This is a genomic window from Hydrogenophaga electricum (assembly GCF_030160815.1).
GTDB classification, from domain to species: Bacteria; Pseudomonadota; Gammaproteobacteria; order Burkholderiales; family Burkholderiaceae_C; genus Hydrogenophaga; species Hydrogenophaga electricum.
This window is the reverse complement of sequence record NZ_BSPB01000009.1, coordinates 65,847-92,803: the sequence shown is the minus strand read 5'-3', so window position 1 is coordinate 92,803 and position 26,957 is coordinate 65,847. Positions and strand designations below refer to the sequence as shown.

The following is a 26,957-nucleotide window of genomic DNA, read 5'->3' as shown; positions in this document are numbered from 1 at the left end:
TAGGCCATGTTTCCGCAGCGGCTGGATTCTTCCGTGGCCTACGACATCGCCAAGGCGATGATGGACGGTTTCAACCGGCATTACCGGTTGTTCCGTGCCGAGTCCGCGCGCGCGCAGCACCGCTTCGAGACGCGCGACTGGCCGGCCCAGCAGCGCGCGCAGCGCGAACGCATCGAGTTCTACGACCTGCGCGTGCGCGAATGCCTGCAGCGGCTGGTCAAAGAGTTCAGGGCCGACGCCCAGCCCATGCCGGTGTGGGAGCAGGTCAAGCTTCACTACATCGGGCTGCTGGTCAACCACCACCAGCCCGAGCTGGCCGAGACCTTCTTCAACTCGGTCACGACCAAGATCCTCAAGCGCGCCTACTTCCAGAACGACTTCATCTTCGTGCGCCCGGCGGTGTCGACCGAGTACATCGAAAACGAAGAGCCGCGCGCGGCGCCCACCTACCGCTGCTACTACCCGACGCCGGACAGCATGCTGGCCGACGTGCGGCATCTGCTCGAAGACTTCGACCTGCGTGTGCCCTTCGAGGACCTGGCCGGCGACGCGGCCCGGGTGCTGGCGGCGATGAAGCGCCACTTCGACCACAGCCGCCTGCGGGCCAACTGCCAGTTCCAGGTGCTCTCGGGGCTGTTCTTCCGCAACAAGGGTGCCTACGTCGTCGGCAAGATCATCAACGGCTTCCAGGAAGTGCCGTTCGCGTTGCCGATCCTGCACAACGACCGCGGCCGGCTGTTCGTCGACGCGGCGCTGTTCGGCGAGGACGACCTGCTCATGCTGTTCAGCTTCGCGCGGGCCTACTTCATGGTCGACATGGAGGTGCCCAGCGCCTACGTGCAGTTCCTGCGCAGCCTGATGCCGCGCAAACCGCGCGCCGAGTTCTACAACGCGCTGGGTCTGGCCAAGCAGGGCAAGACCCTGTTCTACCGCGACTTCCTGTTCCACATGCGGCATTCCACGGACCGTTTCCGCATCGCGCCGGGCATCAAGGGCATGGTGATGCTGGTGTTCGACCTGCCGAGCTTTCCTTTTGTGTTCAAGCTCATCAAGGACCATTTCCCGGCGCCCAAGGACACCACGCGCGAACAGGTGCGCGCCAAGTACCAACTGGTCAAGCACCACGACCGCGTGGGCCGCATGGCCGACACGCTGGAGTTTTCCGAAGTCGGTTTCCCGCGTGCGCGCTTCAGCGACGAGTTGATCGCCGAAATCCAGAAGCACGCGCCCAGCCAGCTCGAAATCAGCGACCGCGACGGTGACGGCAACGTCGAGGTCATCCTGCGGCACGTCTACATCGAGCGGCGCATGATCCCGCTCAACCTTTACCTGCAGGAAGCCTTCGACGTGCTGGTGCCCGACAGCGGGGCCGACGAGACGGCGCGGGAGCGGGCGCACGCGCAGATCCGCCGTGCCGTGACCGAATACGGCAACGCCATCAAGGACCTGGTGGCGGCCAACATCTTTCCCGGCGACATGCTGTGGAAGAACTTCGGCATCACGCGGCCCGGCAAGGTCGTGTTCTACGACTACGACGAAATCGAGTACATCACCGACTGCCACTTCCGCCGCGTGCCGCCACCGCGCGACGACGCGGACGAACTGTCGGGCGAACCCTGGTACACCGTCGGCCCGCGCGACGTGTTCCCCGAAACCTTCGGCCCCTTCCTGCTGGGCAACCCGCTGGTGCGCCAAGCCTTCCTGGAGCACCACGCCGACCTGCTCGACCCCGCGTTCTGGCAAGCCCACCAGGCCCGCATCGCCGCCGGCCACATGCCCGACGTGTTCCCGTACGAGCGCGAGAGGCGCTTTTGCGCAGAGGAGAACAAGGAGCTGCTCAATTGACCCGAGGGAACGAGAAATTGGACCGCTGTTCGGCCGTTGACGCAGCAGCCGTGATGTCCGCAATCTGCCCGCATGCGGCGCAACGGTATGAAGTTCTCCGATGCCTGCTGGATTCAATCGCTTATGTCGAGCGCAGAGCCTCCCAGGCATGGGCCGTCACCTTGTTTGGCAACCGGTTTCGGCTCAATGTGGGCATCGTTGAAGCGTTTACTTGCGGTGTCGTTGAAAGCGACGAACCTGTTGGTGGCAGGTACTTGCGTTCGGTTCGGGTGCTGACTTTGGGAAAGCTGCCTTCCGAGGTGCTCAAAGCCTCGCAGAAGCAATCATCACATGTAGATGTTCGGGCAATTTCGTACAAACCCATCTCCGGGCCACAGCACGCGGTATTCCTGTCATTTGAGCAGGCTGGGGAGCTTGGTCAGTGGTACGAAAGGCTGAGGCCAGCTCATCAACGCTACCTGGAAGCGGCCCTTCAAACGTCAACGGGAAGGGTCAGGCACGGGACGATCCACAGGCGCAGCCATTCAGAAGGGCTGGTCGAATACGCCAGAGCGTTTTGTGGCCGCACGAATGGTGGCGTCGCTCAGACGCCATCTAATGAAGGTGACCCTGACATCGTAGAGTTCTTCGAAGGACACCCTATCGCGACCCAAACCACAAGGTATGAGCGAAGTGATGGTGCGCGGCGAACATGCCTTGCGCAGCATGGGTACGCCTGCCAGGCCTGTGGCTTTAGCTTCGGAGTGACATATGGGACGGTTGCGTCTCACTACATTCAAGTGCATCACTTGAACCCCCTGTCTGCAATGGGGTCGGCTGGCGCCAGTGACCCCATCAACGACATGGTGCCACTGTGCGCAAATTGCCACGCGGTGGCGCATTTCAGAAATCCACCCTATACCGTGGAAGACATCAGAAACTTCATTAGTAAGGAGCACAAGTTATGAATGATCCCGTCGTCATCGTCGGCGCCGCCCGCACCCCCATGGGCTCGTTCCAGAGCGACTTCGCCAGCCTGTCCGCGCACGACCTGGGCGGCGTCGCCATCCAGGCCGCCGTCGCGCGCGCCGGCGTCAAGACCGAGCTGGTCGACGAAGTGCTGTTCGGCAACTGCCTGATGGCCGGGCAGGGCCAGGCGCCCGCCCGCCAGGCCGCCATCAAAGGCGGTCTGCCGCTGTCCGCCGGTGCGGTGACCATGTCCAAGATGTGCGGCTCGGGCATGAAGGCGACCATGCTGGCGCACGACATGCTGCTGGCCGGCAGCGCGACCGTGATGGTCGCGGGCGGCATGGAGAGCATGACCAACGCGCCTTACCTGATGCTCAAAGGCCGTGGCGGCTACCGCATGGGCCACGACAAAATCTACGACCACATGATGCTCGACGGCCTGGAAGACGCCTACGAAGCCGGCCGCAGCATGGGCACCTTCGGCGAAGACTGCGCCGCCAAATACAGCTTCACCCGCGAGCAGCAGGACGCGTTCGCCATCGCCTCGGTCACGCGTGCCAAGGCCGCCACCGAGAGCGGTGCCTTCGCCAAGGAAATCGCGCCCGTGAAGGTCAAGGACCGCAGCGGTGAACGGATGGTGTCGGTGGACGAAGGCCCGGGTAAGGTCAAGCTCGACAAGATCCCCGGCCTCAAGCCCGCGTTCAAGAAGGACGGCACCATCACCGCCGCCTCGTCGTCGTCCATCAACGACGGCGCCGCGGCCCTGGTGCTGATGCGCCAGTCCACCGCCCAGGCCCAGGGGCTGAAGCCGCTGGCGCGCATCGTGGCGCACGCCACCCACGCGCAGGAGCCCAACTGGTTCGCCACCGCACCCGTGGGCGCCACGCAGAAGCTGCTGGCCAAAACCGGCTGGAGCGTGAGCGACGTGGACCTGTGGGAAATCAACGAAGCCTTCGCCGTGGTGCCGATGGCGCTGATGACCGAACTGGCGATCCCGCACGAGAAGGTGAACGTCAACGGCGGCGCCTGCGCGCTGGGCCACCCCATCGGCGCTTCCGGCGCGCGCATCCTGGTCACGCTCCTGCACGCCTTGCAGGCGCAGGGCAAGACGAAGGGCGTCGCCACGCTGTGCATCGGCGGCGGCGAAGCCACGGCGATGGCGGTGGAACTGCTGTGATCGATTCGCTGGACGCGCTGCGGCGCCTGTACCCGGGCGCCTCACCCCGTTCGCAGGCCAAGCAGCTTGGCCACCTCGACGCCACCATGCGCCGCATCGTGGCGCAGGCGCCGCTGTGTGTGGTGGCCAGTGCAGGCGGCGACGGGGCGGGGCTCGACGCGTCGCCGCGCGGCGGGCCGGCCGGTTTCGTGCTGGCGCCCGATGCCCACACGCTGCTGATCCCCGATGCCACGGGCAACAACCGGCTCGACACGCTGGAGAACCTGCTGGCCGATCCCCGCATCGGCCTGCTGTTCCTGGTGCCGGGGGTGGACGAGGTGCTGCGGGTCAACGGCACGGCGCGTCTGCGCGACGAACCCGCCTATACCGAACGTTTTGCGCCCGAAGGCCAAAGCTGGCGCCCGCGCCTCGTGATCGAGGTGACGGTGCGCGAGGCCTACCTGCACTGCCCCAAGGCGCTGCTGCGGGCGCGGGTGTGGCGACCGCAGGCGGCCGCGGCCGCCTTCCCGTCCATGAACGCGATGCTGCGGGCCCAGCTGGGCAGCACGGTGGTCACCGAAACGGACGACGAGGCGCGCGCCCGTTACCAGGCCCAACTGGCGGCCGAAGGCCTGGCCGACCGGCTGCCCTGAACCGCTGCAGACAGGACACCCCATGACGACCACTTTGATCATCGGTGCCTCGCGCGGCATCGGCCACGAACTGGCGCGGCAGAGCCTGACCGCGGGCGAGCGTGTGATCGCGACCGCGCGCGACGATGCGGGCCTGCAAGCCTTGCAGGCTATGGGCTGCCAGACGCTGCGCCTGGATGTGGCCGAGCCCGCCAGTGTGAGCGGTCTGGCCTGGCAACTGGACGGCGAGCGCATCGACCGCGCCTGGTACGTGGCCGGGGTGATGTGCGCCCGCACCGATGCACAGCAACCGCCGACGCGCGAGATGTTCGACCGCGTGATGCACGCCAACGTGCTTGGCGCCATGCAGGTGATTCCGCAGGTGGCCCCGCTCGTGGAGGACAGCCGCGATGCGGGTGGCGGCCGCTTCGGTTTTCTCTCCAGCGCGATGGGCCAGATCGGCACCGTGCCGGGCAGCGGGGCCTGGCTCTACCGCGTCAGCAAGGCGGCGCTCAACATGGCGGTGGCATCGGCGCGCCATGCCTACCCGCGGGCACTGTTCCTGTGCTTCCACCCCGGCTGGGTGCAGACCGACATGGGCGGCCAGCAGGCGCCCGTGTCGGTGAGCGACAGCGCCGCCGGCCTGCGTGCCACGCTGGCCGCGGCCCAGGCGGCCGATAACGGCGGCTTTTTCAACCACGACGGTACCCGCCTGAGTGGGTGGTGAGCGTGGCCTTTTTCTAGACAGACATCGGCGCCCTGTGGTGCGCCCATCCGGAGCTTTCTGACCATGCTGCTGACCCAAGACCAGGAAATGATTCGCGACGCCGTGCGCAGCTTTGCGCAGGAGCAACTCTGGCCCAACGCTGCGAAATGGGACAAGGAACACCACTTCCCGAAGGACGTGCACAAGGGGCTGGCCGAACTGGGCGCCTACGGCATCTGCGTGCCCGAAGAACTGGGCGGCGCGGGGCTGGACTACCTGACGCTGGCCCTGGTGCTGGAAGAGATCGCGGCCGGCGACGGCGGCACCAGCACCGCCATCAGCGTCACCAACTGCCCCTACAACGCGATCCTGATGAAGTACGGCACGCCTGCGCAGCAGCAGCAATGGCTGGTGCCGGCGGCGCGCGGCGACATCCTGGGAGCCTTCTGCCTGACCGAGCCGCACGTGGGCTCGGACGCCTCCGGCCTGCGGACCACGGCGGTGCGCGAAGGCGACGAATACGTCATCAACGGCGTCAAGCAGTTCATCACCTCGGGCAAGAACGGCCAGGCGGCAGTGGTCATCGCCGTGACCGACAAGGGAGCTGGCAAGAAGGGCATGAGCGCCTTCATGGTGCCGACCGACAACCCAGGCTGGCAGGTCGCGCGGCTGGAAGACAAAGTCGGCCAGCACAGCAGCGACACGGCGCAGATCAACTTCGACAACTGCCGCATCCCGGCCGAGAACCTGATCGGCGAGGAGGGCGAGGGCTACAAGATCGCGTTGAGCGCGCTTGAAGGCGGGCGCATCGGTATCGCGGCGCAGAGCGTGGGTATGGCGCGCAGCGCATTGGACGTGGCGATCGCCTACGCCAAGGAACGCCAGAGCTTCGGCACCGCGATCTTCAACCACCAGGCCGTGGGTTTCCGACTCGCCGAATGCGCGACGAAGCTGGAGGCGGCGCGGCAACTGATCTGGCACGCCGCCGCGTTGCGCGACGCGGGGCTGCCGTGCCTGAAAGAGGCCGCGATGGCCAAGCTGTTCGCCAGCGAAACCGCCGAACAGGTCTGCTCGGCGGCGATCCAGACGCTCGGCGGCTATGGCTACGTGAACGACTTCCCGCTCGAACGCATCTGGCGCGATGTGCGCGTCTGCCAGATCTACGAAGGCACGAGCGACGTGCAAAAAATCATCATTCAGCGCGCGTTGTGAGCGAAGGGCCGTTCGTGCCAGGGCCCCGCGGAACCGCCTCTGCCGAGCCGCCAGCGCCGCCCCTTTGAGGGGGCGCGCGAAGCGCGGCGGGGGTGAACCCGTCCAGTGGCGCGGGGGGGATAATTCCCCATCATGAAAATCATTATCCTGGGCGCAGGCCGTGTCGGTGAAAGCGTGGCCGAGAGCCTGGTGTCCGAGCAGAACGACATCACCGTCATCGACCAGGACCCCAGCCGCCTGCGTCTGCTGGAAGAGAAGCTCGATCTGCGCGGCGTGGTCGGCAATGGCATCCAGCCCTCGGTGTTGCAGGAGGCCGGCGCCCGCGATGCCGACATGGTGATCGCCTGCGCGGCCGCCGACGAGGCCAATCTGGTGGTCTGCAAGGTGGCGCACGACCTGTTCAACGTGCCCACCACCATCGCGCGCCTGCGCTCGCCCGAATTCGTCGAGGGCGACGATCTGCTGGGCAAGAGCGGTTTCGCCGTGGACAACGTGATCTGCCCGGAAGAGTCGGTCACGCGCTACATCCACAAGCTCATCAGCTACCCCGAGGCGCTGCAGGTGGTGGAGTTCTCGCAGCAGCGGGCCTGCCTGATCGTGGTGCGCGCGGCGGTGGGCGGGGCGGTGGTGGGGCACACCATCGGTGAGCTGCGCGACCGCTTTCCGCACGCCGAGATGCGGGTGGTGGCGCTGTACCGGCTCGACACCGAGATGGAGGCCAAGCCCAGCACCCGCATCCTGCCGGGCGACGAGGTCTTCGTGCTGGCCGACAAGCAGCAGATCCGCCAGGTGCTGGCGGCCATCCACAACATCGACAAGCCGGTGCAGCGCGTGATGATCGCCGGCGGCGGCAAGGTGGGCTTGCGGCTGGCGCGCAGCCTGGCCGGGCAGTGCGAGGTGAAGATCATCGAACGCGACCGCCAGCGCTGCGAGTACCTGGCCAGCCAGTTGCCGTCGAGCACGCTGATCCTGCAGGGCGACGGCGCCGACGAGGACCTGCTGCACGAAGAAAACGTGGGCGATATGGACATGTTCATCGCCCTGACCAGCGACGACGAGGACAACATCATGTCGGCCATGCTGGCCAAGCGCATGGGCGCCAACCGGGTGATGTCGCTGATCAACCGCCGCGCCTACGCCGACATGATGCAGGGCGGCGCGATCGACATCGCGGTGTCGCCAGCCCAGACCGTGATCGGCGAGCTGTTGGCGCATTTGCGCCGGGGCGACGTGGCGGCGGTGCACAGCCTGCGCCGCGGTGCCGCCGAGGCGCTGGAAGGCATCGCGCGCGGCGACGTGAAGACCTCGCGGCTCGTGGGCCGCCGAGTCGACGAGATCCGCCTGCCGGCCGGGGCGCGTTTCGGCGCCATCGTGCGCGGGCAGGGGCGCAAGTCGCAGGTGCTGATGCCGCACCACGACACCCTGATCGAGGCCGACGACCACATCATCATCTTCATTCCGGACAAGCGCCAGGTGCGTGAGGTCGAGCGCCTGTTCCAGGTCAGCGCCACGTTCTTCGGCTGATCCTGTTTTTTCCGGTCTGCGCCTTTTTTTATGACCAGCATCCTGCCGGCCCTCAACGTCTTCTCGCGTGTGCTCGTGGCCTTTTCGTTCGCCTTCCTGGTGCCGCTGGCCTGGGCCTGGAGCGAGGACCACGAGAGCTACCGCTTTGTCTGGGAGGGGGCTTTCGGGCTGGCGCTGGCCAGTGGCTGGGTCATCTGGATGCTGACGCGACCGCACCGGCGTGAACTCCAGGCCAAGGACGGCTTCCTGCTGGTGAACATGGTGTGGCTGCTGCTGCCGGCGTTTTCGGCCGTGCCGCTGATGTTCACAGTGCCCGGCATCACCTGGACCGAGGCCTACTTCGAGGCCATGAGCGCCCTCACCGCCACGGGCGCCACGGCGCTCAACGGGCTGGATGCGCTGCCGGTGTCGGTCAACGTGTGGCGGTGTTTCCTGCAGCTGCTGGGCGGGCTGGGCATCATGCTGCTGGTGGTGGCGGTGCTGCCGCTGCTGGGCCTGGGCGGGGTGCAGCTCTACAAGGCCGAGACGCCCGGGCCGATGAAGGACACCCGCTTCACGCCCCGTATCGCCGAGACGGCGCGCGGCCTCTGGGGCGTGTACTTCCTGTTTTCCGCTGCCTGCCTGCTGGCCTACCGCTGGGCCGGCATGGGCTGGGCCGACGCCTTCATGCACATGTGCACGACCATGGGGCTGGGCGGGCTCTCATCGCACGACGAGAGCCTGGGCTACTTCCAGTCCGACCGCGTCGAGTACGTGAGCATGTTTTTCATGGTGATTTCGGGCATCAGCTTCGTGCGTTACTTCATCGTGCTGCGCAACCGCACGCTCAAGCCGCTGACGCAGGACCGCGAGATCCGCACCTACCTGGTCGTGATGGCGCTGGCCATCGTGCTGGTCACGGTGCTGCTCATGGTGCATGGGGTGTACGCCGACATCGGCGAAGCGCTGCGCAAGAGCGCGTTCCACGTGATTTCGGTCGCCACCACCACCGGCTACGCCACCACCGATTACGCGCAATGGCCGGTGTTCGCGCCGGTGCTGCTGATCTTCCTGGGCACGTTCGTCTCGTGCGCGGGCTCGACCGGCGGCGGGATCAAGCTGGTGCGCATGGTGCTGCTGCTCAAGCAGGCCCGGCGCGAGCTGGTGCGCATCATCCACCCGCGCGTGGTCAACCCGGTGACGCTCGGCCACCAGGTCGTGCCGCCGCAGGTGATGAACGCCGTGCTCGGCTTCATGCTGATCTACGGCGCTGCCACCATGGGCCTGACCATGTTGCTGCTGTTCACGGGGCTGGACATCGTGACCGCGTTTTCGGCCGTGGTGGCCACGGTCAACAACATCGGCCCCGGCCTGGGGCTGGTGGGGCCGTCCAGCCACTATGGCGTGCTGACCAGCTTGCAGCTCAACATTCTGAGTTTCGCCATGCTGCTGGGCCGGCTGGAGCTGCTGTCGTTCCTGGTGCTTTTCACCGGGCACTTCTGGAGGAAGTAGAGAGCACCCCCCTGCGCCGCCGGGGGCGGCTTCCCCCCTCTCTGGCGCGCCTGCGGCGCTGGGAGGGGGGACGCACCCTGTGGCCCGGCGGAGCCGGTTCCACGGGTGCCCTGGACGAGGCACGCGCTCCGGATGAGGGGCGTGGGGTCGGCTGAATCAGCCCGGAATCGTCAGGCCGCGTTGCACCGCCGGGCGGGCCAGGAAGGCTTGCAGCACGCGTTCGACTTCGGGAAAGTCCTGGAAGCCCACGAGGTCGCCGGCGCCGTAGAAGCCGACGAGGTTGCGCACCCAGGGGAAGACCGCGATGTCGGCGATGCTGTAGTCGTCGCCCACCAGCCAGGCCTTGCCTTGCAGATGCTGGTTCAGCACGCCCAGCAGGCGGCGCGATTCGGTGGCGTAGCGACCCAGGGGGCGCTTGTCCTCGATGTCCTTGCCGGCGAATTTGTGGAAGAAACCGAGTTGGCCGAACATGGGGCCGATGCCGCCCATCTGGAACATCAGCCATTGCAGGGCCTGGTACCGCGTGGCCGGGTCGGCGGGCAGCAGGCGGCCGGTCTTGTCGGCCAGGTAGATCAGGATCGCGCCCGATTCGAACAGCGGCAGCGGCTGGCCGCCCGGGCCGTCGGGGTCGATGATGGCCGGGATCTTGTTGTTCGGGTTGAGCGAAAGGAATTCGGGCGAGAGCTGGTCGTTGGTGTCGAAGGCCACGCGGTGCGCCTCATAGGGCAGACCCAGTTCCTCCAGCGCGATCGACACCTTCACGCCATTGGGCGTGGGCAGGCTGTAGAGCTGAATGCGGTCGGGGTGGGCGGCGGGCCACTTGCGGGTGATGGGAAAGGCGGACAGATCGGTCATGGGGGACTCCTCGGGGTTGGGGGAATGCCGGGCAGGTGCCGGCATCCAGCTCCAGACCGTAGCACCCGGCGCGCCGGGCTGCCTGTTGCCGCTACGATAGGCCCATGGTCTGCACGCCATCCGGTGTGTGCACCGACGGGTTTTCTTTTTTCATGCTGCCTGCTCTCTGCCCTTGCGGCCGTGCCGATGCGCGCGGCCGGCCCTTCGCCTTCGATGCCTGCTGCGGGCGTTTCCTGGAGGCCGGTGATCCTGCCCCCGACGCCGAAAGCCTCATGCGCTCGCGCTACAGCGCCTTCGTGCTGGAGCGCGTGGCCTATCTGAGCGAGAGCTGGCACGCCAGCACCCGGCCGGCCGATCTGGCGCTGGAGCCGGGTGTGAAGTGGCTGGGGCTGGACGTGAGAGCGCACCGGATGGTCGACGCGGACCATGCCGAGGTCCAGTTCGTGGCGCGTTCGCGGGTGGCCGGCCGCGGCCAGCGCCTGCACGAAACCAGCCGTTTCGTGCGCGAGGGCGGGCGCTGGTGGTACGTGGACGGGGACCTGGCCTGAGGGGGGCAGGAAGGCGGGTCACGGCGTGGCCGTGTGCGCCGGCTGCCGGGCCAGCCAGGTCTCCAGCAGGGGCCGCAGTGCGGCCGGGTCCAGCGGCTTGCGCAGCACCAGGTAGCCCTCGTCCTCCGCCTGCGACAGTTCGGCCGACTGCAACTCCCCGCTGACCATGGCGCCGCTGGCCTGCGGACAGCGGGCCAGCAACTGGCGCAGCACGGTGAAGCCGCTGTCGCCCGGCCCCAGTCGCTGGTCGCAGAAGATCGCGTCCGGCTCAAAACCCGCATCCAGCCGGGCATGGGCCTGCGCCCCGGTGCTCGCATACGCCGCGGTCACGCCCCAGGCGTCGAGCATGGCGCGCCAGGCCTTGAGCACGTGCGGGTCGTCGTCCAGCACCAGGCAGCGGCCTCGCAGCGGATCGGCCGTGATCGCCTGCATGGCAACGGGCCCGGCGGGCGCGACCGCTGCCGGGGTGGCGTGGGCCGGCAGCCGCAGCCAGAAGCACGAGCCCCGGCCGGCCCGCGATTGCAGGCCATAGGTGGCGCCCATCTGTTCGGCGCAGCGGGCCACCACCGCCAGCCCCAGGCCGTGTCCCGCGTCGGCCATTTGGTCTGCCCGCTCCCCCCGGTAGTAGGGGCTGAACACCCGGTCCTGCTCGGCCACGGCGATGCCGATGCCGGTGTCTCGCACCTCGACCAGCCAGTCGCCTCCGCGTGCTCGCACGCTCACCAGCACCTTGCCCTGCGGGGTGTAGCGGATCGCGTTCTGCACCAGGTTGGTCAGCGCCTGGCGCAGCAGCACGGGTTCGGCCCACACGGTGGCGCCGCCACGCGGCAGGCGCAGCCGCAGGGCCAGACCGCCGAGGCTGGCCTGCTCGCGGAACAGGCGCACCACGTCTGCGAGCAGCGCGTTCAGGTCCACCGCGCCCTGGGTGCCCACCGGCTGGCCCGACTCCAGGCGCGAGAGGTCCAGCAGCGCGTTGAACAGCTGGCTCATGGCCTGCATGCTGGTGCGCAGGTCGGCCACCAGGGGGCGCAGCACCGGGTCGCTGTTGCGCAGGCCGATCGCTTCCACCATCAGCGACATGGCGTGCACCGGCTGGCGCAGGTCGTGGCTGGCGGTCGCCAGGAACAGGTTCTTTTCGGCCAGCGCGCCTTCGGCCTGGTGCCGGGCGGCGGCCAGCGCCGCATTGGCCGCGCGGGTGCGCCGGTACTGCCAGAAGCTGATGCCGGCCGCCAGCAGGGCCAGCGCCACCGTGGCGGCCAGGCCGATTTGCTGCAGGCGCCGCACGCGCAATTCGGCGTCCTGGACCCGGTTGGCCTGGGCGAGCTGCTCGATCTGGCGCTGGCGCTCGGCGCTGTTGAAGCGTTCCTGCAGCGCGGCCACGGCCTGGTCGCGCTCGGTGTGGAACAGGTCCCTGGCCAGCGCTTGCTGCTGGCGGGTGGTGTCGATGGCTTCGCGGTACAGGCCGGCCTGCTCGTACATGCGCGAAAGCTCGGCGAGCAACTGCTCTTCCATCGGCTGGGCGCCGGCTTCGCGCATGAACCGGATGCTGGCTTCCACTTCCTGCACACCGGCCGCGATGCGGCCCTGGCCCATCAGCGAGAAACCGAGGTTGGCTTGCGCCAGGGCGACCCCGCTCAGCTCGTGCGCGTCGCGGTAGGCGGCCATGGCCTCGCGCATCAGGGGTTCGACCTCGGCATAGGCCTTGCGCTGCAGCAGGATGTCGCCCAGGTTGTTCAGCGCTGTCGCCCGCAGCCCGGCCAGCCCGCCGTCCCGGGCGATGGCGAGCGCCTGCCGGTAGGCGGACATGGCGGTGCCCAGGTCGCCCTGCACGTTGGCCACGTTGCCCCGGTGCAGGTGCAGCCAGCCCTGCGCCTGCCGGGCGCCCAGACGCTCGGCCAGCGGCAGCGTTTCGCGGATGGTCTGCAGCGCGCGCTCCGGGTTCTTCATGTCGAAGTGGAGCTGCTCCAGGTGGGTGAGCGAGCGCAGTTCGGCCGTGGCCGCCTGGCGCGGCAGCGTGCGCGAAAGCTCCAGGCTGCGCAGCATGTGGGGCAGTGCCGTTTCGAACTGGCCGTTGCCGCTGTGGAGGACGCCCAGCGTCAGGTGGTAGAGCCAGCGCACCCAGGGGTCGGTGGCCTGCTCGGCGGCGGCGGTTTCGCGCGCCAGGGCGTCCAGCCCGGCGCGCGTTTTGCCCGCGATGGCCAGTTGCCGGGCTTCGAAAGCGACGGCCAGCACGTGGGCGGAAACGTCGTGCTGTGCGGCTGCCAGCGCCTTCAGTTGCGCAATGGCCTGGGTCACCACCGCGGCCTGTCCGGTCTCGAAGGCGGCGTCCGTCAGCGCCGCCAGGTAGGTGCGCCGGGTATCGGCATCGGCCGCGCTGGCGAAGCGCGGCGCTTCGGCTTGCAGCGCCTGCAGGGCTTCGGCGCTGTTGCGTTGCACCAGGGTCTGCAGCCGGTCGAGTTCGGCCAGGTCCGGGTTCGGCGCCTGGGCCATGGCGGGGAGGGCACCCTGCAGGCACAGGATCCCGGCCAGCAGCAGGGACCGGAAGGCGGGCATCAGGACAGCTCCAGCCGCCGGCCGCGCAGCAGGGTGATGGCTTCGACCCGGCTGCGCACGCCCAGCCGTTCGAGGATGCCCGTCACGTGTTCCTTGACGGTGCTTTCCGAGATGTCGAGCTGCGAGGCGATGCGCTTGTTGGGCAGCCCGCGCAGCACCAGCGCGAGGATCTCGCCCTGGCGCGGTGTGAGCCCCAGCTCCCGGGGCGCGATGGTCCATTGGTGTGGCACGCTGCCACGGGCGTCGGCGCCCGGCGCCGGCTCGAACCAGGGCCGGCCCGCCAGCACCGCCCTGAGCGCGGCGCCAAAGGTTTCGGGGGCGGCCTTCTTGGGCACGAAACCCAGCGCGCCGGCCGCACGCACGCGCTCGATCACGGACGGGTCGTCGTCGCCGCTGACCGCCAGCCAGGGGGTGTCGACGCAGCCCCGCCGCCAGGCGACCAGGGCGTCCAGGCAGGGGCCCTCGGCGAGCCAGACATCGGCCACCAGCAGGCGGGGGCAGCCCCGTTGTGCGCTCAGCAGGGGCACATCGCGCCATTGTGTGGCCACCGCCACCTCCAGGGCCGGCAGCACCGTGCCGAGGTACTGCGCCATGCCGCGACCGACCAGCGGATGGTCGTCCAGAACGATGGCGTAGGGGGGTGGATGGTCCATGAGGGGCGCCGTGGGGTGGTCGACATCCTACCGCCCGCCGCCGTGTTGGCGCGCGTTGCGGCACCCCACTTCGGTAGGGTTGTTGCCGACCGGGGCCGGTGGCCCAATGGCGCGCCATGACTGATGGTGTTGACCGCCCCGCAGCGAACCCGGACACCGGGTTCCGGGGGCTCTTACGACGAGGTGATCGATGCGCAAATTTCTGATCGGATGCGGAATGGTGATGCTGACGGCCCTGTTGCCGGCCCTGTTGCCGGCCTGCGGCGGTGGCGGCGGCGGAGGGGACGTGGGTTCGGGCGGCGGTGAGGGGGGCGATGCCGCCGCCCTTTACGCCGCCTACGACAAGATCGGCAAAGGCATGAGCCTGGCCGAGGTCGAGTCCCTCGTGGGCTACGCCCACAACAACGGCGAGTCGCGTTACGACAACCGCGCCGACTACAACTGGATCGCCGACAAGGGCACGTCGGACGTCTCCGTGATGACCGTGTCGCTGCTCGATGGCGGCGTGAGCATGAAGATCATCAACGGCAGCAAAGGCCGGTTCTTCCAGTCCTACTGAACGCCATCGCGGCAAAACCCCATGAACCACACCACACCGAATTTCCGCACACCGATGGCCCTCGCCGTGGTCCTGGCCCTGACGGCCTGCGCCGCCACCATCGACGACGGGGGGCTTGAGCAGCGCACCTCCATGGCCATTGGCCGCGAGGTGGGCACGTTCACCCTGTCCGACCGCAGCGAAGAGAGCGGCGGTCGCATCAACTACGTCGCCCGCACCAAGGACGGCGCCGTCTACAAGTGTTATCTCTATTCCCCGACCGGGTTTCAGCGCGCGATGACCTTCGGCATGACACCGAACTCCGACGCTCTGTGCACGCGCTTCGGCACCTCGGGCGCACCGGCGCCCGTGCCCTCGGGCACCTGCAACGCCTTGCTCAAGGCGGCTGGCCGCTGCTGACCGGCACCGCCTCGGGCCGGGGCGCGTGTTCCAATCGGGGCATGCGATTCGATGCGGTTCTGTTTGATTGCGATGGCGTGCTGGTCGACAGCGAGCCGATCACCAACGGCGTGCTGCGCCAGATGCTCAACGAAGCGGGCTGGGGGCTGAGCGCCGCCGAGTGCGAGCACCATTTCATCGGCCGCGCGGTGCGCGACCAGCGGGCCCTGATCGAGGCGGAAACCGGCCAACCGCTGACCGAAGACTGGATGCGCGCTTTCTACGCACGGCGCAACCAGCGCCTGATGGCCGAGCTGCAGGCGGTGGTCGGCGCGCTCGACGCGGTGGTGGAGGCGCACGCCCACACCGCCGGGCGCATCGCCTGTGCTTCGGGCGCCGACCGGCCCAAGGTCGTGATGCAGATCGGCATGGCCGGCATGGCACCGTATTTCGGCGAGCGCATCTTCAGCGGCCACGACTTGCCGCGCTCGAAGCCGCATCCCGACGTCTACCTGGCTGCTGCCGACCACCTGGGTGTCGATCCGGCGCGCTGCCTGGTGATCGAGGACACCGCGACCGGCGCGCAGGCCGGCCTGGCCGCCGGTGCCACGGTCTGGGGCTATTGCCAGCACGGTGACGGCCGCGCCTTCGCCGGCCTGCCGGTGGCGCGCGTGATGTACCACATGGGCGAGGTGGCCCGCCACCTCGCCGCCGCAGACCCCGCCGGCCCTACAGCGCCGTGACCGCCACCGCCTTGGTGGAGAGGTAGGCCTCCAGCGCTTCGGGGCCCCCTTCGCTGCCGTAGCCGGAATCCCGGATGCCGCCGAAGGGCAGTTCGGCCGACGGGGTGGCTCCCTGGTTGATCCACAGCATGCCGGCCTGGACGTCGCGGCTCAGCCGGTGAAGGGTGGTGAACGACTGGGTGAAGGCGTAGGCCGCCAGTCCGTAAGGCAGGCGATTGGCCTCGGCAATGGCCTCGTCCAGCGTGTCGAAACCGCGGATGCCGGCGACCGGGCCGAACGGTTCCTGGTTGAACAGCGCCGCATCGAGCGGCACTTCGTCCACCAGGGTGGGGGCGTAGAAGAAGCCGGGCCCGTCGGGTCGCTGCCCACCGGTGAGCAGCAGGGCGCCCTTGTCCACCGCATCGGTGACCAGCTGTTCCATGGCGTGCACGCGCCGCGCGTGGGCCAGGGGGCCGAGCGTGGTGGTCTCGTCCAGGCCTGCGCCCAGACGCAGGGTTTCGGTCTGCGCGATCAGGGCTTCCAGGAAGTCGCGCTTGATCCGCCGGTGGACCAGGAAGCGTGTGGGCGAAATGCACACCTGGCCGGCGTTGCGGAATTTCGCCGCCGCCAGGACGGTGGCGGCCGTGGCCACGTCGGCGTCTTCGGCCACGATCACCGGGGCGTGACCGCCCAGTTCCATGGTGACGCGCTTCATGTGCGAGCCGGCGAGGGCGGCGAGCTGTTTGCCGACCGCCGTCGATCCGGTGAACGACACCTTGCGAATGGTCGGGTGCGCGATCAGGTAGGCCGATATGGCCTGCGGGTCGCCGAACACCAGGCCGACCACGCCTTCCGGCACGCCGGCCCGCACGAAGGCGTCGATCAGCGCGGCGGCGGAGGCCGGCGTGTCCTCGGCCGCCTTGACCAGAAAGCTGCAGCCCGAGGCCAGGGCGGCGCTGAGCTTGCGGACGATCTGGTTGATGGGGAAGTTCCAGGGCGTGAAGGCGGCCACGGGCCCGACCGGCTCCTTGGTCACCCATTGCTGCATGCGCTCGCTGCGGGCCGGGACGATGCGCCCGTAGAGCCGCAGGCCCTCGTCGGCGAACCATTCGATGATGCCGGCCGCCGAAGCCACCTCGGCGCGGGCTTCCCGCAGCGGCTTGCCCTGTTCCAGCGTCAGCCAGTGGGCGATGCGTTCGCTGTCGGCGCGCAAAAGGGTGGCCGCCTGCCGCATGAGGGCGCTGCGCTCGTGCGCGCTGAGGCGGCGCCAGGTGGCGAAGCCGCGTTCGGCGGCGGCCAGCGCGCGGTCGAGGTCGGCCGGGGCGGCGTGCGCGACCCGGCCGATGGCTTCGCCCGTGGCGGGGTTGATCACCGGCAGGGTGGCGCCGGTCTGGCTGGGCACCCATTCGTTGGCGATCAGCAACCGGGTGTCGGGGTAGGCGTGGGTCATGGAAAGACAGGCGGAAAAAGGGCGCAAGGCATCGCCGGCCACCCGGGGCGGCCGGCGGCGTGCGGCAGAAACAGGGAACGAAGGCCCGCCGGCTGCGGCGCCGGCGGGTCGGCAGTGCGTGGGCACTGCCGGACGCGCGTCAGAACGGGTCGTTGTAGATGGCGGTGCCGATGCGCTGGCGGATCCACTCGCCCATGGTGTGGACCACGTCGTCGCGCGAGGACAGCAGGCCGGGCTTGAACAGCACGGAGCTCACGCCCTTCTGCTGCCGCTCCAGGATGCCGACGTCCTCCTTGGCCACCGATTCCCAGCGGGTGAAATAGGGCTGGGCCAGTTCCTGGAAGTTGGGCAGGGCCACGTAGTCCTTGGGGAAGCAGCCGCCCACGCTCAGCACCGACCGGTCGGGCGCCACCGGGCGCACCGCCAGCCACCACATGCAGTCCTGCGCGAAGACGAACTGAGTGGTCGGGTGCAGCAGCGTGAAGTAGGTGCCTTTCTTGGCCTGCTCGTCCAGGCTCGCGATCTGCGGGAACGGTGCGGGCGCGCTCTTGTCGAGCACGGCGGTGGTCATGGTGGACTGCACCTGGATCGCGGCCCAGTTTTCCTCGCCGTCGAAGGTCATGCTGGTCTGGGCACCGACGGTGCGGGCGTGCACGATGCCGGTGTGGTAGGTCTCCATGGCGTTTTCCAGCAGCATCTTCCAGTTGCAGGCGGCCGGAATCTCCACACCGAAGACCCAGCGCATGTCTTCGACCTTGTGCGAGGCGAACAACGCCGGGAAGCCGCCCAGATGCGTCATGAGGTCGGGCGCGCTGTCGTCGTAGTTGACGAACACGTTGCCGGCCCATTCGGCCATGCGGATGGGGATCAGCGATTCCTTGTCCAGATCGAAGCCGGGCACGTCTTCCATGCCGGGGGCGCGCAGCAGCCGGCCGTCGAGGCCGAAGCCCCAGGCGTGGTACGGGCACACCAGGCGCTGGCGGCGCCCGCAGCCTTCGACCAGTTGCGCACCCCGGTGGCGGCAGTAGTTGGCGAAGGCGTGCAGTTCGCCGTTCTGGTCGCGCGTGAGCAGCACGGGGCCGCCCACCGTGTCCACGGCCAGGTAGCTGTTGGGCTCGGCCACTTGGTCGGTGCGGCCGATGAAGATCCAGTGTTTGAGGTGAATCTGGTTCACCTCGGCCTGGAAGACCTCCTGCGAGGTGTAGAAGCTGGCCGGGGCGCTGCGGGCCTGGCCCAGCGGTTTGCCGGACCAGACGAAGGCCTGCGGGGTCTGCGTGCAGCGGCCGTCGGTTTTTGCGGCACAGGTCATGGGGATGTCCGTCTCGTGAGGGTTACTTGGCCAGTGCGAACTTGCCGTTCTTGACCGTGAAGAACAGGACCGACGCGTTGCGGTCGCCGGATTTTTCGAACTGCACCTGCCCGGTGGCGCCGGGCAGGCCGCTGATCGCGCCCAGTTGCGTCTGCAGGCTGGCGCGGTCGATGCCGCCCTTGGCCTTGGCCGCGTCGATGGCGGCCGTCAGCGCCAGGCCGGCGTCGTAGCCCAGGGCGGCCCAGCTGTCGGGCTCGCTCTTGTACTTGGCGGTGAAGGCCTTGACGAACCCGGCGGCCACCGGCGATGCGTCGGCGGACGCGCTGGGGTCGAAGGTGCCGTACAGGGTCATGCCTTCGGCGGCGCCGTTGCTCAGGGCCATCAGCTGCGGCGAGAGCGAACCGTCGTTGCCCAGCATGCGGGCGTTGATGCGCATGGCCTTGGCCTGGGCGACCAGGCTGGCGGCCTCGGTGTAGAAGCCGGCGATGAAGATGCCCTCCGGGCGCTTGCTCTTGACCTTGGTCAGCAGGGTGCGGAAGTCCTTGGTGCCGAGCATGTAGGGGTCGTTGCCCAGCAGCGTGCCGCCGGCGGCTTCGTAGGCGGCCTTGAACGCCTGTTGCACGCCGATACCGTAGTCGTCCTGCTGGTAGAGCAGGTAGACGTTCTTGAGGCCCAGCGTCTTGGCCACGTACTCGCCCATCAGCTTGCCCTGGGTGGCGTCGGTCAGTGCGACGCGGCGGAAGTAGGGGCTGGTGCCGGTGAGCTGGGGGCTGGTCACGGCGGTGCCGATCACGGGCAGCTTGCACTTGTCGAGGATGGGCATCGAAGCCAGCGCCACGGAGCTGAAGGTGTAGCCCACCACGGCGGAGACGTTCTTGTCCGAGCAGAAGCGGTTGGCCGCGAGCACGGCGTCGCCCGGGTTGCCGTGGTCGTCCACCACGGTCACGCTCACCTGGGGGCCTTTCTTGGCGTTGTAGGCCTCGATGGCGAGGTCGAAGCCCTGTTTGCCGGTGACGCCGTAGGAAGCGAAGTCGCCGGTCAGCGTGCCGGTGAAGGCCACCGAGACGGTGTCCTGCGCCGAGGCGCAGGCCGAGGCGGCCATCAGGGCGGTGGCGGCGAGAAGCGAAGCAGAGGTGCGCATGTCCAACTCCTAAAGAATGAAAAGAGGAAAACGGAGAAACGAGGGAAACGGGAAAGGGGGGACGGCTTCAGCCGAGGTAGAAGTGCTTGAGCACGTCTTCGGTCACGCCGGTGCCGGGCATCTGGGCGACGATTTCGCCCACACGCAGGGCGTAGACGGTGTCGGCCATGCGGATGGCTTCCACCGTGTTCTGCTCGACCAGCAGGATGGGAATCTGCTGGCTGCGGATGCGCACCAGGGTTTCGAGCACCAGGCCGATCATCTTGGGCGACAGGCCCATGGTGGGTTCGTCCAGGATCAGCAGGCGCGGCTGGCTCATCAGCGCGCGGGCAATGGCCAGCATCTGCTGCTCGCCGCCCGACATGGTGCCGGCCTGCTGGCTGCGGCGTTCCGCCAGGATGGGGAAGAGCTCGAACATCTCCTCCATGCGCCGGCGGATCGCCGGTTTGTCGGTGCCGCTGTAGGCGCCCAGGCGCAGGTTCTCCGCGATGGTGAGCGGGCCGAACACGTGCCGGCCTTCGGGCACATGCGCCAGGCCGATGCCGACCCGCGCGTGCACCGGCAGGCGGGTGATGTCCTGCCCGCCGAACACCACGCGCCCGGCCTGCAGCGGCAGCACGCCCGAGATCGCGCGCAGCAAGGTGGTCTTGCCGGCGCCGTTGCTGCCCACCAGCGACACGATCTGGTGCGCCCCGACGGTGAGGCTCGCGTTCTTGACGGCCTGGACTTCGCCATAGGCCACGCGCAGGTCTTCCACGCGCAGCAGTTCGTACGGATGCGTGCTCATTGAACTTTCCCCAGGTAGGCGTCTTGCACGCGCTGGTCGGCCAGCACCTCGGCGGCGCTGCCTTCGGTGAGCTTGCGGCCCCGGTGCATCACCGTGACACGCTCGGCCAGGCTGCGGATCACGTCCATGTCGTGTTCGATCAGCAGCACGGCCGTGCCCTGCTGGCGGATGGCGCGGATCAGTGCGCTGACCTCGGCCTTTTCGCTCACGTTCATGCCGGCCAGCGGTTCGTCCAGCAGCAGCACGGCGGGCGAGGACATCAACGCACGGGCGATCTCGACGCGGCGCTGGTTGCCGTAGGACAGCGACGAGGCGGGCTGCAGCACGGCCGTGTCCGGCAGGCCGACGAAGCGGATCAGCTCGCGGGCGCGGGTTTCCTCGTGCTGTTCTTCGGCGCGTGCGCGGGCCGAGCGCCAGAGCAGCGCCGGCAGCGTGCTGCCAAAGCGCTTGTGCGCACCCACGAGCACCGTCTCCAGCACCGTCATGCCGCCGAACAGGCGGATGTTCTGGAACGTGCGCGCGAGCCCGGCCTGCGCCATCTGGTGGGCGCTCCAGCGCGGGCGGGTCGCCGTGCCGATCCAGACCTGGCCGCGGGTCGGGGCCTGGAACCCGGACAGCGCGTTGACCGCCGTGGTCTTGCCCGCTCCGTTGGGGCCGATGATGGCGTGGATGCTGTGGTTGCGGATGTCCAGGTCGAGCGCGTCGACCGCGGTCAGGCCGCCGAAGACCACGCTCAGGCCGCGTGCTTTCAGGGCCACCTCCGTGGGGGCGGCGGGGGCCACCGGGGCGGCCGCAGGGTGCAGGGTGGTTGGGGCTGTCATGGCGGGTCTCATCCCATCGTCAGGCGGCTGCGCGCCTTGCCGGCCAGCCCGTCGGGGCGGTAGAGCACGAGCACGATCAGCAGGATGCCCAGCAGGGCGAAGCGCAGTTCGGGGAACTGGGTGACCAGCGGGATGTGCATGGACAGCTGCAGGAACAGCAGCCAGACGGCGGCGCCCAGGAAGGGGCCGGCCAGCGTGCCCAGCCCGCCCAGCACCACCAGCAGCAGGATCAGGATGTTTTCGAACAGCGTGAAATTGGCCGGGCTGATGAAGCGCATGAAGTGGGCGAAGAACACGCCGACCACGCCACCGACGAAGCCCGAGCAGGCGTAGGCCATGAGCTTGTAGCGCGTGCCCGAGATGCCCATCGCCTCGGCGGCGTGCTCGTCCTCGCGCAGCGCCACCCAGGCGCGGCCGACGTAGGAGCGGGCCAGCCGGCTCACGAACAGGATCAGCAGCACCGCCAGCGCCAGGGCAAAGAAGTACTGCGAGCGCGGGGTGTCGAGCACCCACCCGAACCACTGCGGCGACGGAATCCCGCGCAGGCCCATGGGGCCGTTGGTGAAGCTGACCCAGTTGGTGGCGACGATGCGGATGATCTCGCCGAAGCCCAGGGTCATGATGGCCAGGTAGTCGCCCCGCACGCGCAGCGTGGGGTAGCCGATCAGCATGGCCGCCAGCCCGGCGACCAGGCCGCCCACCAGCAGGTTGGGGTAGAGCAGCCACCACCAGGCGCTGGTGTCCAGGCCCCAGCCCTGCTGGATCACGTCGATGAAGAGGATGGAGGTGAAGTACGCGCCGATGGCCCAGAACGCGACGAAGCCCAGGTCCAGCAGGCCGGCGAAACCGACCACCACGTTGAGCCCGGTGGCCAGCAGACCGTAGATCAGCACCATGACGAAGATGCCGAGCCAGTAGTCCGAGCGCACCACGAAGCCGAGCGCGATGGCCGCGCCCAGCAGGAGCAGCCGGGCCTGGGGTTTCTGCAGCGCCGGGGTGGTGAAGAGGCGGTCGAAGCCGCCCAGCACGGCCGCCATCACCCGGCCCGGCTGCAGGCCGCGCCCCGAGGTCAGGCTGCCCGGTGCGGCGCTGTTCATTTCCTTTTTGCCCAGCAGGCCCTGCGGTCGGAACAGCAGCAGCAGGATCAGCAGCACGAAGCTCACCACGTCCTGGTAGACCGCGCCCTCGGGCAGGTAGCCCGCGGCCAGCGATTCGATCAGGCCCAGCAGCAGGCCACCGAGCGCGGCGCCGGGCACGCTGCCGATGCCGCCCAGCACGGCCGCGGTCAGCGCCTTGAGGCCGGGCAGGAAGCCCATGGTCGCGCTGGTGAACTGGAAGGTCTGGGCGTAGAGCAGGCCGGCCAGCGCGGCCAGGGCCGAGCCGATCATGAACGCGGCACCGATCACGCGGTTGACCGGAATGCCGACCAGCGACGCGGCCATGGGGTCGATGGCCGCTGCGCGCATGGCGCTGCCCATCGGGGTGCGGTGCACGAACAGGTGCACGCCCAGCATGGCCAGCAGCGCTGCCAGCATCACCACCCATTCGGTGCCTTCGATCAGCAGGTCCGGCCCCAGCGGGATGGCGGGCACGTGTTCGAAAGGCATCGCCGGAAAGAGCATCGAGCCCGGGCCCCAGGCGGCCTGCGCCAGGCTCTGCAGCACCACCGACACCGCGATCGAGGTGATCAGCGGGGCCAGCCGCGGCGCGCTGCGCAGCGGCTTGTAGGCCACCTGGTCGATCAGGCCGCCCAGCGCGGCCACCATCGCCATCGCCAGCGCCGCGGCGGTGCCGAAGCCCAGGCCCGGCATGGCGATGTCTGTGCCAAAAAGGGTGACCTTGTCGAGCATCAGCGTGGCGGTGAGGAAGCCGCCGAGCATGAACAGTTCGCCGAACGCGAAGTTCACCATCTTGACCACGCCGTAGACCAGCGTGTAGGCCACGGCCGCGAGCGCGTAGATCGCCCCCATGAGCAGGCCGTTGAGCACCAGCTGTTCGAAATACGCCATGGTCAGACTCCGGGCGGCAGGCAGCCGGCGAACGGCGGGATGGTGGACAGCACGTGCGTGCGCAGGGCCTGCTCGACGGCCTCGCGCTCCCCGGTGCGCAGCGCTTCCAGGATGTGCTCGTGGCACGCCTTGGACTGCATGGAGTTGACCTCGCGCGAGACCCAGACGCGCATGTATGGCTCGATCACCGTGTGCAGCACCGCGATCTGGCGGCTGACCCGCGGCATGCCGGCCAGGTCGGTCAGGTATTCGTGGAATTCGCGGTGGCGCGTGACCCAGGTCTGGTGCTCCAGGTTGGCCTCCTCCATGCGCTCCAGCAGCAGCTCCAGGTCGCGCATCTGCGAAGGTTTGATGCGGGCCACGGCGTTGCCGGCGGCCAGGCCTTCGAGGGCTGCGCGCATCTCGAACACCTCGCGCACGTCCTGCTCGCCCAGCGAGGTGACGATGGCGCCGCGGTTGGCGCGCAGCATGATCACCCCGTCGCCCGCCAGGCGGCGGAAGGCTTCGCGCACGGGCATTCGGCTCATGGACAGCTCGGCCGCGATGTCGTCGGCCACCAAGCGCTGGCCGGCGGCATAGACACCGCTGCGGATGCGGTTGTCGATGAAGGCGTAGGCCTCCTGCACGGCCGAAAGCTGGTGGGCGTTGGCCACCCGGTGAAGATCAGTATCCAAGCGCACAGCCGTCCTTTCGGTGGTCGGAAGCGCCGGTCAGGGTGCCGGTCTCCCAGTCGATTTCGATCGCCTGGGCGCCGCCGATGGCCCAGTCGGGCGGCACCATGTCGTAGCCGCGCGCGCGCAGCGCCTCGACGGTGGCCGGGGCCAGCGTACCTTCGTGCTCCACCGTCCAACCGCCCGGTCTGGCGAACACCCGGGGCAGGGCCATGGCGGCCTGCATGTCCATGCCGTACTGCAGCACGCGGGAGAGGAACCAGGCGTGGCCCATGGCCTGGTACTGGCCGCCCATCACGCCGAAGGAGAAACGCACCCGGCCATCCCGCGTGACCATGCCGGGAATGATGGTGTGCATGGGCCGTTTGCCGGGGCCGATGGCGTTGGGGTGGCCTTCGGCCAGCGTGAAGCTCTGCCCCCGGTTGTGGAACAGCACACCGCTGGCCGGCGACACGCGGCCGCTGCCGAACGGGCTGAACACCGAGTTGATGAAGCTGGCGCAGTTGCGGTCCTTGTCGACCACGGTGATGTAGACGGTGTCGCTGTGTGTGGGCGGCGTGAAGGCCGGGATGTCGCGGTTCACCCGGCCGTCGAGGATCTGCTGGCGCAGCGCGTCGATCAGACCGTCCGACAGCAGCCAGTCGACGTCCACCGCGGCGCCGGCCGGGTCGCCGATCACCGCGTCGCGCACCGAATACGCCAGCCGGCAGGCTTCCAGTTCGCGGAACAGCCGGTCGGGGTCGAGCGGGTTGTGCCCGGCGGGCAGGTCCTGCAGCAGGCGCAGGATCATGAGCGCGATCACGCCCTGGCCGGCGGGTGGGCATTCGTGCACCTCGTGCCCCGCGAAGCCGGTGCTGATCGGTGTGACGTAGTGGCCCTGGCAGGCGGCGAAGTCTTGCAGCGTGTGCCGGCCGCCCAGCGATTGCAGGTAGTCGACCATGTCGCCCGCGATGGCGCCGGTGTAGAAGGCGTCGCGCCCCTGGGCGGCGATGGCCTGCAGCGTGGCGGCCAGCGCCTGCTGGCGGTGCACGCTGCCGATGGCGGGCGCGCGCCCCTGCACCAGCAGGTGGCGCTGGGCGTTGTCGTCGCCGGCCAGCAGCTTCTCCTGCTTGGCCCAGTCGGTGCCGGCGCGCTCGGCCACCACATAGCCTTGCGTGGCGGCTTCGATGGCCGGGGCCAGCACCTGCGACAGCGGCAGGGCGCCGTGGTCGCGCAGCAACTGGCACCAGGCGTCCACGGCGCCGGGGACGGTGATCGCGTGTGCGGAGCTGCGGGGAATGCTGCTCATGCCCATGTCGCGCAGCGCGGCGGCCGTGGTGGCCATGGGCGCGCGGCCGGAGCCGTCGAAGGCCACGATGCGGTCGGTGCCGCGGGGGGCGTAAAGGGCAAAACAGTCGCCCCCGATGCCGGTCGAGCCGGGTTCCACCACGCATTGCACGGCGCAGGCGGCCACGGCCGCGTCCATGGCCGTGCCGCCTTGCCGCAGGGTGTCGATGGCGGCCAGGGAGGCGGCCGGGTGGGACGTGGCGGCCATGCCGTGCGTGGAGCGCACCAGGGACCGGCCGGGTTGTTCGAAGTTCCGCATGACTGGGGTTTTGATAATTGGATCCAAAAATCTCTTGATCAAAATAAGCAATGCCTGTGCCAGATCGGGGGCTGGCGGCCCTGCCCCAGGGGTGTGCCCTCTGACGCACCGTGTGGCCTGCGGGAGACGTGGAGCTGAGCGCGGCATGCCCCGCCGCAGGGTGCCCCGGGACGGCGCGCGATCGGGCGGCGGCTTGTGCCGAAATGGGGCGTGCGGGCGCCTTGTGGTGGTGCGCGCACCACCCAGGCTTGCGCGTGCAGGGGCGCCCGGCCACGGGCGCGGAAAACGGGTGGGCCGGGCGTGGCCGTGCGCGTGGGCGCGCGGTTCAGGGCGTGCGCGGGGAGCCGCCCAGGCGGCATTCGCCGGGCGTCAGCCCGGTCCAGTCCTTGAAGGCGCGCATGAAGCTCTTTTCATGGCGGAAGCCTGTGGCCTCGGCAATCTGCTTGATGGGGCGCTGGGTGCGCTGCAGCAGGGCGATGGCGCGGTCGCGCCGGGCTTCGTTCTTGAGCGCCTGCAGCGAGGTGCCCTCGTCGGCCAGTTGGCGCTGGAGGGTGCGCGAGGACAGGGACAGGGTGGCCGCGAGCGCTTCGGTACCCAGATCGGGCCGCAACTGCAGCTGCTGGCCCACGCGCAGGGCCAGCAGGCGGTCGCGGCGGTAGGGCAGCACCATGATGGGCAGGGCGCGCCGCAGCATCTGGGCCAGCGCGGTTTCGTCGCGGTGCAGCGGCAGGTCGAGGTAGGCGGCGTCGAAGCGCAGCCGGGCGAGCGGGGCCCCAAAACGCACCGGACCGGGAAACAGCGTGTCGTAGACATCGGCGTGCGCCGGTTTCGGCACCGGGAATTCGGCCGCCTGCAGCGGGATGCGCGAGTCCACCCACCAGCATGAAAGGCCGTGCACATTGCGCATCAGCGAGAGCAGGGCGAATTCGCGCAGCGGGCCCAGGTCGCGGTGTTCGTGCACCGTGATGCAGGCGGTGCCGTCGGCTTCGTCCAGCGCGGGCAGCACGTCGCGCGTGAGCAGGCCGTGGTGGCGGCACCAGCGGCGCAGGGCAACGCGCAGGGTCGGGGCGCTGATGGAGGCGCGGGCCAGCATGCCGTAGCTGCCCCAGGGCAGCGGGCGCTCAAACCAGCCCAGGGCCTCGTCGTCCAGCTCCTGCATCGCGGCGGCGCACAGGCGTTCGAACTGCAGCGAGGACACCCGCGCCGGCCACCGGCCTCTCGCATCTGGCGCAATTTGTGCCTTTTCCAGCGCCGCGTCGGCGGCCTGGTGCCGGCGCTCGTAGGCGGTCAGCACACATTGCACGAAAGCAAAGGGTGTGCGCGCGGGCGGCAGGCTGGGGCGGGTGGGCATGGTGGAGCACTTTGGGGCGATATGGTGGCGCATTTTGCAACCATGGTGACG

24 protein-coding genes are annotated in these 26,957 nt (G+C 68.9%); 12 read left to right on the top strand and 12 right to left on the bottom strand.

Annotation, left to right across the window (positions count from 1 at the left end; genetic code table 11):
• Positions 1-6 precede the first annotated feature (6 nt).
• From aceK to QQK43_RS08180, 8 genes are all read left to right on the top strand, one after another.
• A complete protein-coding gene (aceK, locus tag QQK43_RS08215) occupies positions 7-1,845 on the top strand; it encodes a bifunctional isocitrate dehydrogenase kinase/phosphatase (protein ID WP_284307368.1) in 1,839 nt (612 codons plus the stop codon).
• Positions 1,846-1,898: 53 nt separating this feature from the next.
• Positions 1,899-2,792, top strand: a complete 894-nt coding sequence (locus QQK43_RS08210; RefSeq protein ID WP_284307402.1) for an HNH endonuclease — start codon at positions 1,899-1,901, stop codon at positions 2,790-2,792.
• Positions 2,789-3,970, top strand: coding sequence for an acetyl-CoA C-acyltransferase (locus QQK43_RS08205; protein WP_284307367.1), 1,182 nt, complete (start codon positions 2,789-2,791; stop codon positions 3,968-3,970). Before QQK43_RS08210 ends, QQK43_RS08205 begins: the two co-directional genes overlap by 4 nt.
• A complete protein-coding gene (locus QQK43_RS08200) occupies positions 3,967-4,602 on the top strand; it encodes an MSMEG_1061 family FMN-dependent PPOX-type flavoprotein (protein WP_284307365.1) in 636 nt (211 codons plus the stop codon). The genes QQK43_RS08205 and QQK43_RS08200 overlap by 4 nt, the downstream gene beginning before the upstream one ends.
• Positions 4,603-4,624: 22 nt before the next feature.
• Positions 4,625-5,308, top strand: a complete 684-nt coding sequence (locus tag QQK43_RS08195; RefSeq protein ID WP_234266422.1) for an SDR family oxidoreductase — start codon at positions 4,625-4,627, stop codon at positions 5,306-5,308.
• Positions 5,309-5,371: 63 nt separating this feature from the next.
• Complete coding sequence (locus QQK43_RS08190) at positions 5,372-6,499, top strand: acyl-CoA dehydrogenase family protein (protein ID WP_284307364.1); 1,128 nt, start codon at positions 5,372-5,374, stop codon at positions 6,497-6,499.
• A 132-nt stretch (positions 6,500-6,631) separates the two neighbouring features.
• Positions 6,632-8,023, top strand: a complete 1,392-nt coding sequence (trkA, locus tag QQK43_RS08185) for a Trk system potassium transporter TrkA (protein WP_284307363.1) — start codon at positions 6,632-6,634, stop codon at positions 8,021-8,023.
• A gap of 30 nt (positions 8,024-8,053) precedes the next feature.
• Positions 8,054-9,514, top strand: coding sequence for a TrkH family potassium uptake protein (locus QQK43_RS08180; protein ID WP_284307362.1), 1,461 nt, complete (start codon positions 8,054-8,056; stop codon positions 9,512-9,514).
• Between the two features lie 156 nt (positions 9,515-9,670).
• On the opposite strand, the gene QQK43_RS08175 is transcribed toward QQK43_RS08180, so the two are convergent.
• Positions 9,671-10,369, bottom strand: coding sequence for a glutathione S-transferase N-terminal domain-containing protein (locus tag QQK43_RS08175; RefSeq protein ID WP_284307361.1), 699 nt, complete (start codon positions 10,367-10,369; stop codon positions 9,671-9,673).
• Between the two features lie 152 nt (positions 10,370-10,521).
• On the opposite strand from QQK43_RS08175, the gene QQK43_RS08170 reads away from it, so the two are divergent.
• Positions 10,522-10,917, top strand: a complete 396-nt coding sequence (locus QQK43_RS08170; RefSeq protein ID WP_284307359.1) for a YchJ family protein — start codon at positions 10,522-10,524, stop codon at positions 10,915-10,917.
• Positions 10,918-10,935: 18 nt separating this feature from the next.
• Here the strand turns inward: QQK43_RS08170 and QQK43_RS08165 are convergent, their stop codons facing one another.
• Both QQK43_RS08165 and QQK43_RS08160 read right to left on the bottom strand, forming a co-directional pair.
• On the bottom strand, positions 10,936-13,470 hold the full coding sequence (locus QQK43_RS08165) for an ATP-binding response regulator (RefSeq protein ID WP_284307358.1): 2,535 nt from the start codon (positions 13,468-13,470) through the stop codon (positions 10,936-10,938).
• The gene (locus QQK43_RS08160) at positions 13,470-14,123 is read right to left on the bottom strand and encodes a response regulator transcription factor (RefSeq protein WP_284307357.1); all 654 of its coding nucleotides are present in this window, start codon (positions 14,121-14,123) and stop codon (positions 13,470-13,472) included. Before QQK43_RS08160 ends, QQK43_RS08165 begins: the two co-directional genes overlap by 1 nt.
• Before the next feature lie 223 nt (positions 14,124-14,346).
• Here QQK43_RS08160 and QQK43_RS08155 point away from each other — a divergent pair, with 223 nt between their 5' ends.
• From QQK43_RS08155 to QQK43_RS08145, 3 genes are read left to right on the top strand one after another with little or no spacing between them, the layout of a single operon-like run.
• Complete coding sequence (locus QQK43_RS08155; RefSeq protein WP_284307356.1) at positions 14,347-14,682, top strand: hypothetical protein; 336 nt, start codon at positions 14,347-14,349, stop codon at positions 14,680-14,682.
• A gap of 21 nt (positions 14,683-14,703) precedes the next feature.
• Positions 14,704-15,081, top strand: a complete 378-nt coding sequence (locus QQK43_RS08150; RefSeq protein WP_284307355.1) for a hypothetical protein — start codon at positions 14,704-14,706, stop codon at positions 15,079-15,081.
• Between the two features lie 41 nt (positions 15,082-15,122).
• Entirely contained in the window at positions 15,123-15,803 is a 681-nt protein-coding gene (locus tag QQK43_RS08145; protein WP_234266412.1) for an HAD family hydrolase, read from the top strand.
• On the opposite strand, the gene QQK43_RS08140 is transcribed toward QQK43_RS08145, so the two are convergent.
• The 9 genes from QQK43_RS08140 to QQK43_RS08100 form a co-directional block, all read right to left on the bottom strand.
• Positions 15,790-17,232, bottom strand: coding sequence for an NAD-dependent succinate-semialdehyde dehydrogenase (locus QQK43_RS08140; protein WP_284307354.1), 1,443 nt, complete (start codon positions 17,230-17,232; stop codon positions 15,790-15,792). The two genes, QQK43_RS08145 and QQK43_RS08140, sit on opposite strands and share 14 nt — an antisense overlap.
• A 139-nt stretch (positions 17,233-17,371) precedes the next feature.
• Entirely contained in the window at positions 17,372-18,541 is a 1,170-nt protein-coding gene (locus QQK43_RS08135; RefSeq protein ID WP_284307353.1) for an aromatic ring-hydroxylating oxygenase subunit alpha, read from the bottom strand.
• 22 nt (positions 18,542-18,563) lie between these two features.
• Entirely contained in the window at positions 18,564-19,682 is a 1,119-nt protein-coding gene (locus tag QQK43_RS08130) for an ABC transporter substrate-binding protein (RefSeq protein WP_234266409.1), read from the bottom strand.
• Between the two features lie 67 nt (positions 19,683-19,749).
• Positions 19,750-20,469: an ABC transporter ATP-binding protein gene (locus tag QQK43_RS08125; RefSeq protein WP_284307352.1), complete on the bottom strand. Its 720-nt coding sequence runs from the start codon at positions 20,467-20,469 to the stop codon at positions 19,750-19,752.
• Positions 20,466-21,290, bottom strand: coding sequence for an ABC transporter ATP-binding protein (locus QQK43_RS08120; RefSeq protein WP_284307351.1), 825 nt, complete (start codon positions 21,288-21,290; stop codon positions 20,466-20,468). The genes QQK43_RS08125 and QQK43_RS08120 overlap by 4 nt, the downstream gene beginning before the upstream one ends.
• An 8-nt stretch (positions 21,291-21,298) precedes the next feature.
• The gene (locus tag QQK43_RS08115) at positions 21,299-23,299 is read right to left on the bottom strand and encodes an ABC transporter permease (protein WP_284307350.1); all 2,001 of its coding nucleotides are present in this window, start codon (positions 23,297-23,299) and stop codon (positions 21,299-21,301) included.
• A 2-nt stretch (positions 23,300-23,301) separates the two neighbouring features.
• Positions 23,302-23,973: a GntR family transcriptional regulator gene (locus QQK43_RS08110; protein WP_284307349.1), complete on the bottom strand. Its 672-nt coding sequence runs from the start codon at positions 23,971-23,973 to the stop codon at positions 23,302-23,304.
• On the bottom strand, positions 23,963-25,555 hold the full coding sequence (locus QQK43_RS08105; protein WP_284307348.1) for a gamma-glutamyltransferase family protein: 1,593 nt from the start codon (positions 25,553-25,555) through the stop codon (positions 23,963-23,965). The genes QQK43_RS08110 and QQK43_RS08105 overlap by 11 nt, the downstream gene beginning before the upstream one ends.
• Positions 25,556-25,880: 325 nt before the next feature.
• Positions 25,881-26,906, bottom strand: a complete 1,026-nt coding sequence (locus QQK43_RS08100) for an AraC family transcriptional regulator (RefSeq protein ID WP_284307347.1) — start codon at positions 26,904-26,906, stop codon at positions 25,881-25,883.
• Positions 26,907-26,957 lie beyond the last annotated feature (51 nt).